The organism is Tardiphaga sp. P9-11 (assembly GCF_008329525.1).
Taxonomy (GTDB): Bacteria; Pseudomonadota; Alphaproteobacteria; order Rhizobiales; family Xanthobacteraceae; genus Tardiphaga.
In genome coordinates this window covers 447,470-464,113 of record NZ_NPKQ01000001.1, presented here as the reverse complement: position 1 = coordinate 464,113, position 16,644 = coordinate 447,470, and the positions used below count along the sequence as shown (strand labels likewise).

14 protein-coding genes are annotated in these 16,644 nt (G+C 61.2%); 6 read left to right on the top strand and 8 right to left on the bottom strand.

The annotated features are described in order from the left end of the window. Positions 1-19 precede the first annotated feature (19 nt). Positions 20-835, top strand: a complete 816-nt coding sequence (locus CIW50_RS02160; protein WP_149529639.1) for an exodeoxyribonuclease III — start codon at positions 20-22, stop codon at positions 833-835. Between the two features lie 6 nt (positions 836-841). On the opposite strand, the gene CIW50_RS02155 is transcribed toward CIW50_RS02160, so the two are convergent. Together CIW50_RS02155 and CIW50_RS02150 are read right to left on the bottom strand one after the other, a co-directional pair. Continuing rightward, entirely contained in the window at positions 842-1,291 is a 450-nt protein-coding gene (locus CIW50_RS02155; protein ID WP_149529638.1) for a cyclic nucleotide-binding domain-containing protein, read from the bottom strand. 72 nt (positions 1,292-1,363) lie between these two features. Continuing rightward, positions 1,364-2,050: a response regulator transcription factor gene (locus CIW50_RS02150; RefSeq protein WP_068730214.1), complete on the bottom strand. Its 687-nt coding sequence runs from the start codon at positions 2,048-2,050 to the stop codon at positions 1,364-1,366. 249 nt (positions 2,051-2,299) lie between these two features. Between CIW50_RS02150 and CIW50_RS02145 the strand changes: the two genes are divergently transcribed. Continuing rightward, positions 2,300-2,809: a L,D-transpeptidase family protein gene (locus CIW50_RS02145; RefSeq protein WP_502707343.1), complete on the top strand. Its 510-nt coding sequence runs from the start codon at positions 2,300-2,302 to the stop codon at positions 2,807-2,809. 84 nt (positions 2,810-2,893) lie between these two features. On the opposite strand, the gene CIW50_RS29715 is transcribed toward CIW50_RS02145, so the two are convergent. Both CIW50_RS29715 and CIW50_RS02135 read right to left on the bottom strand, forming a co-directional pair. Continuing rightward, positions 2,894-4,003 (bottom strand): YXWGXW repeat-containing protein, encoded by a 1,110-nt coding sequence (locus CIW50_RS29715; protein ID WP_197738338.1) that lies wholly within the window; start codon positions 4,001-4,003, stop codon positions 2,894-2,896. A 151-nt stretch (positions 4,004-4,154) separates the two neighbouring features. Next, a complete protein-coding gene (locus CIW50_RS02135; RefSeq protein WP_149529636.1) occupies positions 4,155-4,883 on the bottom strand; it encodes a YggS family pyridoxal phosphate-dependent enzyme in 729 nt (242 codons plus the stop codon). Positions 4,884-4,958: 75 nt separating this feature from the next. Here CIW50_RS02135 and CIW50_RS02130 point away from each other — a divergent pair, with 75 nt between their 5' ends. From CIW50_RS02130 to holA, 4 genes are all read left to right on the top strand, one after another. Continuing rightward, a complete protein-coding gene (locus tag CIW50_RS02130) occupies positions 4,959-6,656 on the top strand; it encodes a diguanylate cyclase domain-containing protein (protein ID WP_149529635.1) in 1,698 nt (565 codons plus the stop codon). Positions 6,657-6,837: 181 nt separating this feature from the next. After that, positions 6,838-9,447: a leucine--tRNA ligase gene (leuS, locus tag CIW50_RS02125; RefSeq protein WP_149529634.1), complete on the top strand. Its 2,610-nt coding sequence runs from the start codon at positions 6,838-6,840 to the stop codon at positions 9,445-9,447. Beyond that, positions 9,434-9,985 (top strand): LPS assembly lipoprotein LptE, encoded by a 552-nt coding sequence (locus CIW50_RS02120; protein WP_149529633.1) that lies wholly within the window; start codon positions 9,434-9,436, stop codon positions 9,983-9,985. Before leuS ends, CIW50_RS02120 begins: the two co-directional genes overlap by 14 nt. 9 nt (positions 9,986-9,994) lie before the next feature. Beyond that, positions 9,995-11,023 carry a DNA polymerase III subunit delta gene (holA, locus tag CIW50_RS02115; RefSeq protein ID WP_149529632.1) on the top strand — a complete coding sequence of 343 codons (1,029 nt, stop codon included), beginning with the start codon at positions 9,995-9,997 and terminating at the stop codon, positions 11,021-11,023. Here holA and CIW50_RS02110 read toward each other — a convergent pair. The 4 genes from CIW50_RS02110 to mnmG form a co-directional block, all read right to left on the bottom strand. After that, on the bottom strand, positions 11,020-11,910 hold the full coding sequence (locus tag CIW50_RS02110; protein WP_149529631.1) for a ParB/RepB/Spo0J family partition protein: 891 nt from the start codon (positions 11,908-11,910) through the stop codon (positions 11,020-11,022). The genes holA and CIW50_RS02110 overlap by 4 nt on opposite strands. Positions 11,911-12,011: 101 nt before the next feature. Continuing rightward, positions 12,012-12,866: a ParA family protein gene (locus tag CIW50_RS02105; RefSeq protein ID WP_149529630.1), complete on the bottom strand. Its 855-nt coding sequence runs from the start codon at positions 12,864-12,866 to the stop codon at positions 12,012-12,014. After that, positions 12,853-13,563 (bottom strand): 16S rRNA (guanine(527)-N(7))-methyltransferase RsmG, encoded by a 711-nt coding sequence (rsmG, locus tag CIW50_RS02100; RefSeq protein ID WP_149529629.1) that lies wholly within the window; start codon positions 13,561-13,563, stop codon positions 12,853-12,855. Before rsmG ends, CIW50_RS02105 begins: the two co-directional genes overlap by 14 nt. A 942-nt stretch (positions 13,564-14,505) precedes the next feature. Continuing rightward, complete coding sequence (mnmG, locus tag CIW50_RS02090; protein ID WP_149529627.1) at positions 14,506-16,377, bottom strand: tRNA uridine-5-carboxymethylaminomethyl(34) synthesis enzyme MnmG; 1,872 nt, start codon at positions 16,375-16,377, stop codon at positions 14,506-14,508. Positions 16,378-16,644: the final 267 nt, after the last annotated feature.

Sequence of the window (16,644 nt, the reverse complement as noted above, 5' to 3'; positions counted from 1 at the left end):
GTCTCATCATCGGATCTCCATGCGTTTTTCCTTGACCACCTGGAATATCAATTCGGTGCGATTGCGCATCGACCTCGTCGCCAAGTTTCTGGAAGAGATGCAGCCGGATGTGCTGTGCCTGCAGGAAACCAAGTGCCCGGATGACGCATTTCCGCTGAAGCGCTTCAAACAGCTCGGCTACGATCACGTCGTGCTAAACGGGCAGAAGGGCTATCACGGCGTCGCCATCGTCTCGAAGCTTCCATTCGAGAGCAGTGACATCCGCGTGTTCTGCAACAATCTGGACTCGCGCCACATCTCGGTGTCGTTTGGCGAAAAGGCCGGCATGGCCACACCGCTGGTCGTGCATGATTTCTACGTGCCTGCCGGCGGCGACGTTCCGGACCCGGACGTGAATGTGAAGTTTGCGCACAAGCTCTCGTTCCTCGACGAGATGAAAACCTGCGAGCCGTTGCATCCGCGCGGCGACGCGCGTCACATCCTGGTCGGCGATCTCAACGTCGCGCCCCATGAGAACGACGTGTGGTCGCACAAGCAGATGTTGAAGATCGTATCGCACACGCCGATCGAATGCGAAAAGCTGCTGGCCGTGCAGAGCGAAGGCAACTGGATCGACGTTGCGCGCGAACGCATTCCGCTGTCAGAGAAAATCTATACGTGGTGGAGCTACCGCGCCGCCGATTGGGCCGCGTCCAATCGCGGCCGTAGGCTCGACCACATCTGGGTCTCGTCCGCGCTGAAGGATTCGATCCGCGACTACACCGTCACGTCCGATGCACGCGGCTGGGAACGGCCGTCGGACCACGTACCGGTTACAACCGTTCTGGAGCTCTGAGATCAGTTACTGGCTGAGCTTGGCGCCGACCAATGTCACGTCGCTGGCGAGCTGACTGACGCGGGTGGCCATGTCGTCACGCAGCCGGCGCGCTGCCGCAGGATCACTCTCGAGCACGCGCTGAAACAGGCTGCGTGTGATGCGGATCGTGCTGGAATATTCCGTGGCAACCGCCGTCGATGGCCGCTGCATCGCCACCAGTAGTGCGAGTTCACCCATCAATGTGCCGGGGCCTGCGATCACTTCATGATCGCTGCCGTCGTCGAGACTGATGCGGAATGCGCCGTTCTGGACGACATAGCCGCAATCGGCATCGTCGCCCTGCCGAAACAACACGGACCCCCGCGAGAATTCCTGCTGCTCGGAACCGATCGCGATCACGCGCAAGGCGGCGATACCCAACAGGCGCAATGTCGGGACGCGCTCAAGCAGGGCTACATCATCATCGATCGACATGCAGAACCGTGTGATCGGGACGCGCGAAGGAGGACACCGAACAGCTAATGGCGAATCGGCTCCCGAATCGTATCACGGCACCAACTTGTAGCCACCGGCTTCCGTCACCAGGATTTCGGGGTTGGCGGCGTCCTTCTCGATCTTCTGGCGCAGCCGATAGATATGCGTTTCCAGCGTGTGTGTGGTGACACCGGAATTGTAGCCCCAGACTTCCTGCAGCAGCGTCTCACGCGAGACCGGCAACTGGCCGGCGCGATACAGGAAGCGCAGGATCGCGGTTTCCTTCTCGGTCAGGCGGACCTTCTTGGCATTGGCGCCCGTGAGCATCTTGGAGCCAGGCCGGAAACTATAGGGACCGACGGTGAAAACAGCGTCTTCGCTGGCTTCGTGCTGGCGGAGCTGGGCGCGGATACGCGCCAGCAGTACGGCGAAGCGGAACGGCTTGGCGACATAATCATTGGCGCCGGATTCGAGACCGAGAATGGTGTCGCTATCGGTGTCGTGGCCGGTCAGCATGATGATCGGCGCCTTGAAGCCGCCCTTGCGCAGGCTGCGCACGACTTCGCGACCATCCGTGTCGGGCAAGCCGACATCCATCAGCACCAGATCGGGAGAATTGGCTTTGGCTGCAGTGGCGCCCTTGGCGCCGGTGTCGACGGCTGAGGCCTCGAACTCTTCATGCAGGGACAGCTGCTCGACCAGCGCCTCGCGCAAATCAGTATCGTCATCCACGATCAAGATCTTGCGGGCATTGGGCATTGCGACAATCCTTTGAACGGCTGCGGCGGAGCGTTGTTCGCCGCGCTGAAACAGTGGGCCAGAAATCGTGACAGGCTTCGCCGTTAGCGCATATTCTAGCGCAAAATCAGCGACATTCCCGGTGAATGTACTGCTGCAGCGCGAAATAGAACATTTGCGGTAAATAGCAAGGCGGAGTTCGCGATTCGGATGGGAAGTCTCGTTATTTCAGACACTTATCGAACAAGCTTGCGTGATCGACCGCTAACTATGGTTCACATTCGCGCGTCAGCCGGAGACAGACTCCGTGGATGGCTGACGACCGATCACGCAACCATACCCGTCGCGCTCGGCCGCGGCGGAATCAAGGCGAACAAACGCGAAGGCGATGGCGGAACGCCGCGTGGGACGTTTCGCCCTATCCGGCTGTGGTGGCGAGCCGACCGCAATCCACGTCCGCGTAGCTTTCTGCCGATCCGCCCGATCACCCCCGCGGATGGCTGGTGCGAAGATCCATCAGACCGTCACTACAATCGGCCTGTCCGGCTTGATCGTGGAAATGACGGCGACCGACTGGCCCGCGAGGATCATCTCTACGATTTCATTATTGAGATCGACCAGAACACCCGGCCGCGGATCGCCGGACGGGGAAGCGCGGTTTTCCTGCATCTGGCCCGCCCGAAATTCGCGCCGACCGCGGGCTGTGTGGCGATGACCAAGCCGGCCATGCTGCGGCTGTTGGCCCGGATCGGACCGCAAACGCGCATCGTCATCGGCTGAAGCTGATGCAGGCTCAGCCGTCAGACTTTTAGAAGAAGCGTGAAGATCTGACCGGGGCTTGAATGACCCGGCCAGACCGATCGGCTACTCCGGCTTCCTGTGCGGATCGTTATGCGGCGGCGCCTTCGGCCTCGCCGGAGGATGAGGAGCCAGCCGGGGTGCCGGACGAGCTGCGACCGGATGTGGCGCTGGCCGCGCGCCGGCAACATGCGGCGGGGCCGGCGGTTTCGCGACAGCGGCCATCCTGGGAGCCGCCGGGTGCGGGGCGACAGGCGGCCTGATCGCAACCGGCCTGGCTGCCGTGTTCAGCGGTTTCGGCGGGACTGCGCCATTGGTCATCGCACGTGCGACGACCGCCGGTGGCCCCTTGTTCTCAGGCGTTGCGCTCGCAACCGGCCTGTTTGCAGGCGGTTTGGCGCCGGCCGCAGGAAGTGCCGCGGGCACGGACGTCGCCGCCGGCCGCGCGGCAGCCGGTCCAACTTCCCGCGCTGCCACGACGCCCTTGCCGGTGAACTCACCAGGCTTGGACGTTGCTGCAATCGCCGGATGGCCATGATTTTCGGACACGAGCAGCGCTCGGTTGGTGCTCGCGATATGTTCGTGCTGGGTCTGTACGGCCGTCGCCGCGATATGCGGTTGATGCACGACGGCCTGCTCCTGCGGCGTGGGCCGCGCGGTTGTGCCGCCAGTGCCGCCGTTGAAACTGATTCGTGTGATGTTGGTCGTATTGTTGACGATGGTCTGGTTGTAGACATTCGTCACCGCGACGCCGCCGAAATTGTTGACGGTCCGATTGTAGGCGAACACGCCGTTATTCCAGCGGCCGCCAGCATAACCGACACCGCTATAGCCGTAGCCGTAATCGACGCCGCCATAGAAGCCGACTTGGGTTCCCCAATAGCCCGCATTCCAACCGTAATAGCCATCACGCCAGCCCCAATAACCCGGCGTCCACAACAGGCCGACCTGGGGCGGTTCAACCCAGGTGCCGGGCACCCAGTAGTAACCGTCCGGACCATAGGCCCAGAAGCCGGGCGTCCAGATATAGCCGGGCGCGGGAATGGCGGGCTGCTCGTAGACCGGCAGTTCCGGCGGAGCAATCGTGATGCTGATGATCTGCGCCACAGCAACGACCGGCATGGTCAACACAGCCAGCGTGGCCAAAAGCCGGGTAACGGAGCGAAAGTCTCGCATGTCTGTCCCTCTCGCGGGAGCGGGGTTCCCACGTCCGGATACAGTCGAGACGGAATGGTGCGACATTATGGCGCATGCTCAGGCGCCCAACCCGAAACTTCCCAGTTCGGGCAAAGCGCGAACGGCCTTTACCGGGAAGTGAGACGAAGAACTACCGCTTCCCGAAAATCGCCGAGCCGACGCGGATATGAGTGGCACCGAATTGAATCGCGATGGCGAAATCGGCACTCATGCCCATCGACAACTCCGTCAATCCGTTACGTGCGGCGATCTTCGCTGTCAGTGCGAAATGCGGCGCCGGCGCATCGTCAACCGGCGGAATGCACATCAGTCCGGAAATCGTCAGCCCAAAAGTGTCACGACAGCGGGCCAGGAAATCATCGGCCTCGCCCGGCGCAATGCCGGCCTTTTGCGGCTCCTCACCGGTGTTGAGCTGTACGAACAGTTGCGGCGTCCGCTGCTGCGCCTTCATCTCCTTGCTTAACGCTTCGCAAATGCTTGGACGATCAATCGAGTGAATCGCATCGAACAAGGCGACCGCTTCCTTGGCCTTGTTGGACTGCAAAGGCCCGATCAAATGTAACGCAATCGCGGGTTGAGTGGCTATCAGCGCCGGCCACTTGGATTTGGCTTCCTGAACGCGGTTTTCGCCAAACACCCGCTGTCCCGACTGGATCACGGGCGCAATTGCGTCAGCCTCGAAGGTCTTCGACACGGCGATCAATGTCACAGAACCGCGATCCCGCCGCGCTTCGTTACACGCGCGGAAAATATCATACTCGACCGAAGCGAGTCCGTCGGTTGGTAAAGAAGGCGTTACGCCTGATGACTCTTGCACTGATTTATTTTCAACCAAGACGCGAACTTTCTTGAGATCCATTGCAGTTTAACGAATCCGGGAAAGGCTTTTTGAAGGCTTTGGAGTACCTATGTCCGCGGGGCTTAGGGATCGAAGATGTCACGCATCGGTATCAACCGCAATAAAGCGAGGCTCAGGGGAGCTCTCGGTATTCGCGCTCGACTGGTCTTGCTGGCCCTCATTCTGGTCGGGCCATTGATGGCTGAGCGTATCCGTTCGCTCGATGCAACGCGTACTCACCAGATTGCGATGGCCGCGCGTGATTTTGCTGGCATTGCCCAGCACAGCGCCGATGCACAGCGCGAAGTCTTTGCCTCCATCGAAGCCGTGCTGAAATCGTCTGCCTACATCTATACGTCGGCCGCTCAGGTGAATCGGAGCTGCGCTATCATGCGGGCAAGCCTGCGCGGAGACATGCCGTGGCTGCGCAGCCTGACGGTGGCCGGTGCGGATGGCATCGCCAAGTGCTCGACCTGGCCGGAAGTCATCGAGCAGAGATTCGATTTCAGCGATCGCCCCTATTTCAAGAAGGCCGTTGAGACAGGCGAATTCGTCGTCAGCGACTACCTCTTCAGTCGTCTCACGAATCAGCCGACGATCATGGCCGCCTACCTCGCGCCCGGACTGACAAAGGACGACGATGCCGTGGTTCTGGCAGCGGTGAATCTCGACTGGATGTCGAAGATCATCGGCAATCTTGGCGATCGCCCTGGCGTGAGTGCATTGCTCGTCGATCATGCCGGCACCGTGCTCGCAGCACCGCCCTCCGATGCCAGCGCGATCGGCCGGCCGATGGAAGACCTCGCTTTACTGCCAATGATCGAAGCGCATTTGCGTAATACGGATAAACAAACCGGTTCACTGTCATTCAACGCCAGCGATGGTTCGCAGCGCGCCGTGTCGTTCGCCACCATTCCCGGCACGGGCGCACAACTGATCGTCAGTATCGACGAGGCCCGGGTCTCGGCCGTTGCCAATCATGAGATTCGCAACGCCTATCTGCAACTCGCCTTCGTCTGCCTGTTCGTGCTGCTCGGCGCGCTCGTGGTTGCAGAGCGATTGATCATCAAACCGATCCAGATGATGGAGACCATGGCGAAGCGCTTCGGCCGCGGCGACTGGTCGGCACGGGTCGCACGTAACACGCTGCCGGCGGAATTCGTGCCCCTGGCGCGCGCTTTTTACGGCATGGCGGCGCAACTGCGCGGTCGCGAACGTGAGTTGCGGGCCAGTAATGAGCAGCTCACGGTACTTGCCTCCATCGACATGCTGTCCGGCCTGGCGAATCGACGCGGGTTCCAGAGCCGTCTCGATTTCGAATGGCTGAGGGCCCAACAGTCCGGCGACCATCTGACGCTGCTGATGATCGACGTCGATCACTTCAAGCTCTTCAACGACACCTATGGCCATCCCGAAGGCGATGCTTGCCTGGCGCGCGTCGGCGAAGCTCTCTCCAGCCTGGCCGATCGCAGCTCGGGCTTTGCCGGACGCTATGGCGGCGAGGAATTCTGCCTGCTGCTGCCGGGCACTGAGGTCGCCCGCGGCATCCAGATCGGCGAAATGGTCCGCGCGGCAATCTGGAACCTGTCGGTCTCTCACGCGACCAGCGCACATCAGCGGGTCACGGTCAGTGTAGGCGTGGCCTCGGCAACGCCGGCGGCGCTGGAGACGGCAAACGATTTGATCGAGGCAGCCGATGCCTCGCTCTACGCCGCTAAACGACGCGGCCGCAACACCGTGGTTGAGCACGGCTTTGTCCGGGCCTACGGCACCGCCGTGTCGCTGGCGGGGTGAGACGGCGGGACCCGCCCCTGGCTCGTTTCTTGTCTTAAACCATTGACCTAACGCGGCCTTTTATGGCCTAGTCCCCCGCCTCAAGCGCGAATTCAGCCCGAGCAAGCACCGGTTTGCGACCTCGTTCGCGCGTCCATGATCTGAGAAGCGCTCGAACCGGCCGGCGGATTTCAAAAGCACCATGAGCAACGAACGTTACAACGCCCGCGAGACCGAACCGCGCTGGCAGCGCGTCTGGGACGACAAGGCGATCTTCGCCACCAAGAACGACGATCCGCGCGAGAAGTATTACGTGCTCGAGATGTTCCCCTATCCGTCGGGGCGCATCCATATGGGCCATGTCCGCAACTACACCATGGGCGACGTGGTCGCGCGTTTTCAGCGCGCGCAGGGCAAGAACGTCTTGCATCCGATGGGCTGGGATGCGTTCGGCCTGCCCGCCGAGAACGCCGCCATCGAGCGCAAGGTCGCCCCGAAGGCCTGGACCTACGAGAACATCGCATCGATGAAAAAGCAGCTGCAGACCATGGGTCTGTCGCTCGACTGGTCGCGCGAATTCGCGACATGCGACCCCACCTACTACAAACATCAGCAGAAGATGTTTCTCGATTTCATGCGGGCAGGTCTGGCCGAACGCAAGAAATCCAAGGTGAACTGGGATCCGGTCGATCACACCGTGCTGGCCAACGAGCAGGTGATCGACGGCCGCGGCTGGCGCTCCGGCGCGCTTGTTGAACAGCGCGAGCTGACCCAGTGGTTCTTCAAGATCAGCAAATATTCCGACGAGCTGTTGTCTGCGCTGGATACGCTGGACCGTTGGCCCGACAAGGTGCGCCTGATGCAGCGCAACTGGATCGGCAAGTCGGAAGGCCTACACTTCCAGTTCGGACTGATCGGCGCGCCCGCCGGTTTCGATACGCTGCCCGTGTTCACCACGCGCGCGGACACGATGTATGGCCCGACCTTCTCGGCCATCTCGCCGGATCATCCGCTGGCGAAAGCGCTGGCGGAGAAGGATCCGAAAGTCGCCGCCTTCATCGAGGAATGCCATCGCATGGGCACCTCGCAGGCCGAAATCGACACCGCCGAAAAGCTCGGCTTCGACACCGGTATTAAGGTCACGCATCCAGCCGACGCGTCATGGACGCTGCCGCTTTATATCGCGAACTTCGTGCTGATGGATTACGGCACCGGCGCCATCATCGGCTGCCCGGCCCATGACCAGCGCGACCTGGATTTCGCACGCAAGTATGATCTGCCCGTGCTCGACGTGTTCGTGCCGGTCGGCAGCGACGAACGCGTGCAGGATATTGCTTTCGTTCCGGCGAAGACCGACTCGGTGCAATATATCCGCTGGGTTGGCGAACCCGACGTGATGACCTGCGAAGAAGCCATGAAGCGGTCGCTCGAAATCTTCGAGAAGGACGGCTGGGGCAAGCGCGAGATCAATTTCCGCCTGCGCGACTGGGGTATCTCACGGCAGCGCTATTGGGGCTGCCCGATTCCGATCATCCACTGCCCGAGCTGCGATATCGTACCGGTGCCAGACAAGGACCTGCCGGTCGTGCTGCCGGAGGATGTCTCCTTCGACAAGCCGGGCAATGCGCTTGATCATCATCCGACCTGGAAGCATGTGAAGTGCCCGAATTGCGGCGCGGATGCGCGGCGCGAAACCGATACCATGGACACCTTCGTGGACTCGTCCTGGTACTTCACGCGCTTCACCGATCCGTGGAATACGACGGCGCCGACGACGACGTCTGTCGCCAATCGCATGATGCCGGTGGATCAGTATATCGGCGGTGTCGAACACGCGATCCTGCATCTGCTCTACAGCCGCTTCTTCACCCGCGCCATGAAGGCAACCGGTCACGTTAATTTCGACGAGCCGTTTGCCGGCATGTTCACGCAGGGCATGGTGGTTCACGAGACCTACAAGAAGCAGGACGGCACCTTCGCCTCACCGGCCGAGATCAACATCGAGATCGGCGGTAACGGCCAACGCGCTACGCTGATCGCTACTGGCGAAGACATCACCATCGGCCCGATCGAAAAGATGTCGAAGTCGAAGCGCAACACGGTCGACCCCGACGACATCATGGGCACCTACGGCGCCGATACCGCCCGTTGGTTCATGCTGTCGGATTCGCCGCCGGACCGCGACGTCATCTGGAGCGAAGAAGGCGTCAAGGGCGCCTCGCGTTTCGTGCAGCGCCTGTGGCGGCAGATCAACGAATCAGCCGCGCACGGCAAATCGGCACCGGCAGCCCGTCCCGCCGAATTCGGCCCCGATGCCCTGGCGATCCGCAAGGCCGCCCATGGCGCGCTCAGCAAGGTCTCGACCGAGATCGAAAAGCTGCACTTCAATGTCTGCCTGGCCCATATCCGCGAATTTTCCAACGTGTTGGGCGAAGCCTTGGCGCGTCCGGGAACCCCGGCCCCGGATGTCTGCTGGGCGCTCCACGAGGCCTCGGTCATCCTTGTTCAACTGTTTGCGCCGATGATGCCGCATCTGGCCGAGGAATGCTGGGGCGTGCTCGGGCAACCGGGCATGATCTCGGAAGCCCGTTGGCCGCAAATCGAGCCCAATCTGCTGGTTGAAGACACCATAACCCTGCCCGTGCAGGTCAATGGCAAGAAGCGCGGAGAAGTCACAGTGGCCCGGGAAGCGACGAACCCGGAAATTGAGGCTGCCGCTCTGGCGCTCGATGCTGTAAAACAGGCTCTCGACGGCAAGCCCGTCAAGAAGATCATCGTCGTCGCCCAGAGGATCGTGAATGTTGTCGGCTAAATCTCGCATCGCCGCCCGGCTCATGGTCGTCGCCACCCTGGCGGCGCTGACGGCCGGCTGCTTCCAGCCGATGTATGCCGACCGTGGCGACGGCAAACCCGGCTTGCGCGAGAAGCTGCTAGGCGTCGAAGTTCCGCCGCTGGACTATCCCAATGCGTCGCCGCAAGCCCGCGTCGGCGTGAACATCCGCAATGCGCTGATGTTCAAGATGTATGGCAGCGCCACCGGCCTGCCACCGACCTATCAGCTAAAGATCCGTTTCAACCCGAGCCGGACCTCGCTGATCGTCGACCCGAACACCGCGCTGCCGACCAGCGAAAACTACGGTATCGACGCGACCTATGGCCTGATCGAGATCGCCACCGGCAAGCAAGTCCTGACCGGCAGCACGTTCTCCCGCGTCACCTACGACATCCCCGGCCAGCTTCAGCGCTTCGCCAGAGCACGCGCCTATCGCGATGCCGAGGACCGCGCGGCGGGTGAGATCGCCGACAATATTAATACCCGTCTGGCGTCGTTCTTCTACGCCGGCACCTAAGCACGCCGCGTGGTCGCGCTTCGCGGAAAAGAGATCGACGCGTTTCTGGCCAGGCCAGATGCCGGCCGGCCGATCATCCTGCTCTACGGCGCTGATGCCGGTCTTGTCCGCGAACGCGCCGACGCGCTGATGAAATCCGCCGTCGACGATCCCAACGATCCATTCTCGCTGGTCCGCATGGACGGCGACGATCTCGCTGCCGAGCCATCGCGCCTCGTTGAGGAAGCCATGACGGTGCCGCTGTTCGGCGGCCGCCGCGCCATCCGCGTGCGCGCCGGCTCGAAGAATTTTTCCAGCGGTGTCGACACGCTCGCGGATTCCAATATCAAGGATTGCCGTATCGTCATTGAAGCCGGCGAACTCAGGCCGGAATCGCCCTTGCGGAAGGTTTGCGAGAAGGCCAAGACCGCGGTGGCCATCGCCTGCTACCCCGACACCGAACGCGATCTCGCCAAGCTCATCGATGACGAACTTCGCGTGTCCAATCTCCGCATGGCGCCCGATGCACGCGCCACGCTGATGTCCCTGCTCGGCGGCGACCGGCAGGCGTCGCGTAACGAACTCCGCAAGCTGACCCTCTATGCGCATGGCACCGGCGAAGTCACACTCGACGACGTGATGGCTGTCGTTGCTGATGCGTCCGAATTGAAGATCGATCCGATTGTCGACGGCGCCTTTGCTGGAAACCCGACGGCGGTCGAAGTTGAGTTCAACAAGGCGATGGTCGCGGGGACTTATCCTGGCATGATCATGATGGCAGCACAGCGCCAGGCCGCATTGCTGCACAAAGCCAGCCTGTTGGTCGAAGCAGGCAGCTCAGCGTCATCTGCCGTCGAGAGCGGATTTCCGCGGCTACATTTTTCCCGCAAGGGAACGGTGGAAGCAGCGCTGCGAAATTTCTCGGCACAGCGGCTGGTAAATATCATCGATCAGCTCGCCGTCGCCGCGCTCGACGTGCGCAAACAAAACGCCCTCGGTGCGGTGATCGCACAGAGGGCGTTGATGTCGATTGCCGTGAATGCAAGGCGGCGCGGTTAGTTCTCAGAATCCAGCCGCTTCAGAATTTCGTCGAGCTGATCCAGATCACGATACTTGATGATCACGGTGCCGCCGGGATCGCGGTGATCGACCGACACCTTCAGCCCAAGCACATCGCTCACCCGCTTTTCCAGTGCGATCGTGTCAGCATCCTTCGCCGCCTTGGGAGACGAGGTGCGTGGCTTTTGCGGTGCGCGTTCCGGCACGCCCTCTTCATGCGCGAGTGCTTCGGTCTGACGAACGTTCAGTCCCTCAGCAATGATCCGCTTCGCGGCACTCGACGCATCCGGCAGATTGATCAGCGCGCGGGCGTGACCGTTGGAGAGCTGACCCGATGCGATCAGATCCTGCACGTCGACTGGCAGCTTGGTGAGGCGCATCATATTGGCGACATGGCTGCGGCTCTTGCCGACGATTTTCGCGATGTCTTCCTGGCTATGCTTGTAGGTCTCGGCGAGCGCGTGATAGCCCTGCGCCTCTTCCATCGCATTGAGATCTTCGCGCTGCACGTTCTCGATAATCGCGATTTCCATCGCGGCCGAATCCGTGACGTCGAGCGGCACGATCGGCACTTCATGCAGACCTGCGATCTGCGACGCGCGCCAGCGGCGCTCGCCGGCAATGATCTCGAAGCGATCGTTCGAGCCCTTCACCGGACGTACGACGATCGGCTGGATCACGCCATGCTGCTTGATCGACGATGCGAGTTCGGCGAGCTCAGCATCGGCAAAAGCCCGACGCGGGTTGCGCGGATTGGCCTTGAGGAATTCGATCGGCACCTTGCGCTGATTGCGTGAAGGACGCTCGACATGTGCGGCCTCACCCCCGACATCGCCGATCAGACTTGCAAGGCCGCGGCCCAGTCGCGAACGCGCTTCATCAGCCATCGCCAATCCCTTCGAACTCATCCGGGTTACTCCGTACTCAAACTAGAAATTCGGTGGTCGGGTGGGCAAAGGCGCGCTTACGTCAGGCCCACCCCACTTGCTCAGTGAGCGGTGCGCAGATCGCGCTCGCGCTGGATCACTTCGGTCGCGAGCCGCAGATAGGCTTCAGAGCCCGAGCACTTCAGATCATAGACCAGCACCGGCTTGCCGTAGGACGGCGCTTCCGAGATGCGGACGTTGCGCGGGATCATGGTCTCATAGACCTTGCTGCCCATGAATTCACGGACGTCGGCAACGACCTGGTTCGACAGGTTGTTGCGCGCATCGAACATCGTCATCACGATGCCATGGATCGAGAGATTCGGGTTCAGCGTCGAGCGCACCTGCTCCACGGTCTGCAGCAATTGCGACAGACCTTCGAGCGCGAAGAACTCACACTGCAACGGAACGAGAATCGCATCTGAGGCGGCCATCGCATTGACCGTCAGAAGATTGAGCGATGGCGGGCAATCGATCAGCACATAGGTGTAGTCGGAGCCCGGCGAGACATTATTGTTCAATTCGCCAATCGCATCGCGCAGCCGGAAGGCGCGATCGCGGGCCGAGCCGAGTTCGAGCTCGAGGCCCGAAAGATCCATGGTCGATGCCGCGATATGCAGACGCGGCACCGCCGTGACGACGACTGCATCGCGCAGCGGGGCTTCGCCGATCAGCACGTCATAGGTCGAGCAGTTACGATTACGGCGATCGATGCCGAGACCGGTGGACGCATTGCCCTGTGGATCGAGATCGACGATCAGCACGCGCTCGCCGATAGCAGCGAGTGCCGTACCGAGATTGATCGCGGTGGTGGTCTTTCCGACGCCGCCCTTCTGATTCGCCAGCGCCAGAATGCGCGGATGTCCAGGCACCGTACTTGACGTATGCTCTTGATATTCCTGATCAATTACGGTCATTGGCGTAGCCATTTTGGTTTGCGGACGGGGGCAGTCGCTCGATCCGGTCGAGTTCGACGATCCAGCCTTGTCCACCGGTCAGGCTGGCATGCAGGCGCGGGTTTAGTTTCCAATATCTAGTAGCTTCGGTCAATTCCGATTCTACATCTTGACCCTTGAGGAATAAGGCTTTTGTGCCCGCCTTCATGAAGGGTTCGGCGAAACCGATGACGATATGTAACGAGGCAACCGCACGAGCGGTGATGCAATCGACATGCGCGGGAAATCTATCCACATTATCCCCGATGTCAGCGAGGTGAACTGTACCCGGGGCTTGCGTCAAACGTAGCGCTTCGCGCAGGAACGCTGCCTTCTTGGCGTTGCGCTCGACGAGATGAACATGTCCGCCGGCAAGATCACCCATGGCGCAAGCAAGCACCACACCGGGAAAGCCGCCGCCGCTGCCGAAGTCGAGCCAGGTCTTTGCGCCCGGCGCGAGGTTCAGAAGCTGCAACGAATCCGAGATATGGCGCGTCCAGAGATTTGGAAGCGTCGCCGGCGAAATCAGATTGGTCTTGGCCTGCCACTGCAGCAACAGATCGACGTAGCGATCAAGTCGGTCCTCCGTTTCACGTGAAACAGGTGTCAGCCGCAGGGCCGCAGCCTTGTCGGCATCGAGCCGGGGTGCGGGAGCAGCTTGCTGGGATCGTTGCGCCATTGGATTGTCTGAAAAGCTATTGGGACCCATCCATACTCTGAGTCCATTTTTCCGGCTATCGAATTGCGCGGCAGCGGCGACGAATCCGGACAAAAAACACCCGATGATCGAGCGACAAGATTACGGGAGGTCCGAGGGCCTACGGATGCGCTTGGGCTCCTGGCGCCATTCGATCCGCTCATTGTCGGCACAGTCCGGTTGGCTTGGCCAGGCCGTGACATCGATATCGTCTGCAGCACCACGGATGATCTTCCGTCGCCACCCTGCTCCGGGGGCACTTTCGCGAAGCCAATGGCGCCGCGATCTATCAACGGTCGGCCAGCGGCCGACCTGTCGTCGCTAGGTTCGAAGCTTAGGCTAACCCATTCGAGATCTTCATCGACGCTGATCCTATGCGACACCAGCTTGGCTGGCAGCGCTTCGCAGCCGAGCGGAGGCTTCTAGGCTTGGGCGGACCAGGCTTTCCAGACGTAAATCATGATGCTTCGAGCAAAGGGAGCGAAGACCGAACCCGCTTTCGCCGTCGCATTGAGCACGGGCTCGATCCGGTATGAGCGATCTGGTCGACGCTTCTGATGGGATGATGGGAGTTTGGCTGCCTGCTCACCGCAAAAGGTTTCGTGCTGCGGAAGAGAGAAACGCCGGCGGCTGATTGACCGGCATCAATGCAGGGTAAGCAGGCCCGTCCTCCAATCGATTGATCGTTGGAGGACTATGACCATGGGTTGGATTGCACAGCTTTTCCTGGTGCTCGCGGCCCCCATCACCGCCTTGTTAGTCACGCGTGACGCGATCAACTTTAGCGTCGTGCAAATGATTGTCGCGGTGATCTTGTTCGCGAGCCTCGTTGGGGTGCTGGCTTTCTGGCCTCGCGGACGGAGTAAGCCGACTCCAACGGAGTAGTCTCCGGCGCAGCCGGGTTGTTTCACGTGAAACAACCAATCAGGCCAAAGCGACCTTTGGCCTACGTGCCTCACGGCGCAAATAGGAAGCGAGGATTGCCAGTGCAGCCGGGGTCATGCCATCGAGACGTCCCGCCTGCCCCACAGTGTGCGGGAGCGCTGCCTTGAGCTTCGCCCGGGCCTCGTTGGACAGTCCGGGGACCGCATCATAGTCGATATCCACCAGCAAGAGACCCTCGTCGCGGCGAAAAGCCTCCACATCTGCGGTCTGACGTTTTAGATAGACATCATATTTGGCGTCGATCTCGATATGGGTGCCGATCGCTGGGTCAATGGCCGACAGTTCAGGCCAGATCCGCGTCACGGTGGCCCATTCGGTCTCCGGATAGGATAGGAGATCGAATGCGGAGCGTCGCTGGCCATCGTGATTAAGCGTCAAACCATGCTTCGCTGCCCCATTCGGTGTGATCGAAAGTGCCTGGCTCAGCACCTTTCCGGCCGCAAGCGCCTCCATCTTGGCGACATGCCGGGTAGCGCGGACGCTGCCGACACATCCGAGTGCGATGCCCTTATCGGTCAGACGCTGATCAGCATTGTCAGCTCGCAGCGTGAGACGGTATTCAGCCCGCGAAGTGAACATCCGATAGGGCTCAGTGATCCCGCGGGTGACCAGATCGTCGATCATCACGCCGAGATAGCCGTCCGCACGATTGAATACGGTCAGTTGCGCCCCGCTGGCAGCCAAGGCTGCATTCAAACCGGCGACCAGACCCTGGGCGGCGGCTTCTTCGTATCCGGTGGTGCCATTGATCTGCCCAGCCAGAAACAGGCCGGGAATACGCTTGGTCTGCAGGGTCGGATCGAGTTCACGGGGGTCGACATGGTCATATTCGATCGCATAGCCCGGGCGGACCATGCGGACCCGCTCAAGACCCGGGATCGACGCCAGGATCGCAGCCTGAACTTCCTCGGGCAGTGAAGTCGAGATGCCGTTGGGATAGACCGTCGAGTCATCGAGGCCTTCCGGCTCCAGGAAGATCTGGTGGCCATCGCGATCACCAAAACGGACGATCTTGTCCTCGATGGACGGGCAGTAACGAGGCCCCGAACTCCTGATCTGACCGGAATACATCGGCGAGCGATGCACATTGGCCCGGATCACCTCATGGGTGGCCGGTGTGGTGCGCGTGATGCCGCACTGGATCTGCGGATTGGTGATCCGGTCGGTCATCACCGAAAACGGCTCCGGGGGATCGTCGGCGGACTGCATCTCGACCCCGGCCCAGTCGATGGTGGTCCCATCGAGACGCGGTGGCGTACCTGTCTTGAGCCGTCCGAGGGTAAAACCGACGCGCTCGAACGCCTTGGACAGGCCGAGCGCCGGGGCTTCATCGATCCGGCCAGCCGGCCAGTTCTTCTCGCCGAGATGGATCAACCCGCGCAGGAAGGTGCCGGTGGTAATGACCACGGAGCCGGCAGCAAGTTCGTGGCCATCGGCCAAACGGATGCCGGTGACCCGGCCATTGACCATGAGCAGATCGTCGGCCTCGCCTTCGATCACGTTCAGATTGTCGGTGGCAACGATCGCCGCCTGCATCGCTGCGGCGTAAAGCTTGCGGTCGGCTTGGGTGCGCGGGCCGCGGACGGCCGGGCCTTTTTTGCGGTTGAGCATCCGGAACTGGATGCCGCCGGCATCGGCGACACGCCCCATCAGCCCGTCCAGCGCATCGACCTCGCGGACCAGATGGCCCTTACCCAGACCGCCGATGGCAGGGTTGCAGGACATGGCGCCAAGGGTCGCGAATTGGTGCGTGACCAGGGCGGTGCGTGCGCCTAGGCGTGCAGCGGCCGCAGCAGCCTCGCAGCCAGCATGGCCTCCCCCGATGACGATGACGTCGAACTTGTCCTGCATGGGCGGAGCTTCTAGCGCGGGTGACGCCGGGATTGAAGAGAAATCCACAGGAGCTGTTTCACGTGAAACAACGTCAGAACTGAATATTCACTCCGGCTCGCCAAAGCTTGTGTTTCACGTGAAACACTCGATCTTTCGACCGCTACTGCAAGAAGCGTCTCGCGGCAAAGCTATTGGGTCGTTCTGCAAGTTTGCGTGTACTATTTGGGCGCTGCGCCTTGCTCAAAACTATGGCGGACTGGCGATTATTAAACTGAATTATGATTC

Coding starts and splice junctions, on each gene's coding strand:
- CIW50_RS02110 (WP_149529631.1), bottom strand. CDS start 11,910: ATGGCTGATGAAGCGCGTTCGCGACTGGGCCGCGGCCTTGCAAGTCTG.
- CIW50_RS02130 (WP_149529635.1), top strand. CDS start 4,959: ATGTCACGCATCGGTATCAACCGCAATAAAGCGAGGCTCAGGGGAGCT.
- CIW50_RS02135 (WP_149529636.1), bottom strand. CDS start 4,883: ATGGATCTCAAGAAAGTTCGCGTCTTGGTTGAAAATAAATCAGTGCAA.
- mnmG (WP_149529627.1), bottom strand. CDS start 16,377: ATGCAGGACAAGTTCGACGTCATCGTCATCGGGGGAGGCCATGCTGGC.
- CIW50_RS02150 (WP_068730214.1), bottom strand. CDS start 2,050: ATGCCCAATGCCCGCAAGATCTTGATCGTGGATGACGATACTGATTTG.
- CIW50_RS02105 (WP_149529630.1), bottom strand. CDS start 12,866: ATGACCGTAATTGATCAGGAATATCAAGAGCATACGTCAAGTACGGTG.
- CIW50_RS29715 (WP_197738338.1), bottom strand. CDS start 4,003: ATGCGAGACTTTCGCTCCGTTACCCGGCTTTTGGCCACGCTGGCTGTG.
- CIW50_RS02160 (WP_149529639.1), top strand. CDS start 20: ATGCGTTTTTCCTTGACCACCTGGAATATCAATTCGGTGCGATTGCGC.
- CIW50_RS02120 (WP_149529633.1), top strand. CDS start 9,434: ATGTTGTCGGCTAAATCTCGCATCGCCGCCCGGCTCATGGTCGTCGCC.
- rsmG (WP_149529629.1), bottom strand. CDS start 13,563: ATGGCGCAACGATCCCAGCAAGCTGCTCCCGCACCCCGGCTCGATGCC.
- CIW50_RS02145 (WP_502707343.1), top strand. CDS start 2,300: ATGGTTCACATTCGCGCGTCAGCCGGAGACAGACTCCGTGGATGGCTG.
- CIW50_RS02155 (WP_149529638.1), bottom strand. CDS start 1,291: ATGTCGATCGATGATGATGTAGCCCTGCTTGAGCGCGTCCCGACATTG.
- leuS (WP_149529634.1), top strand. CDS start 6,838: ATGAGCAACGAACGTTACAACGCCCGCGAGACCGAACCGCGCTGGCAG.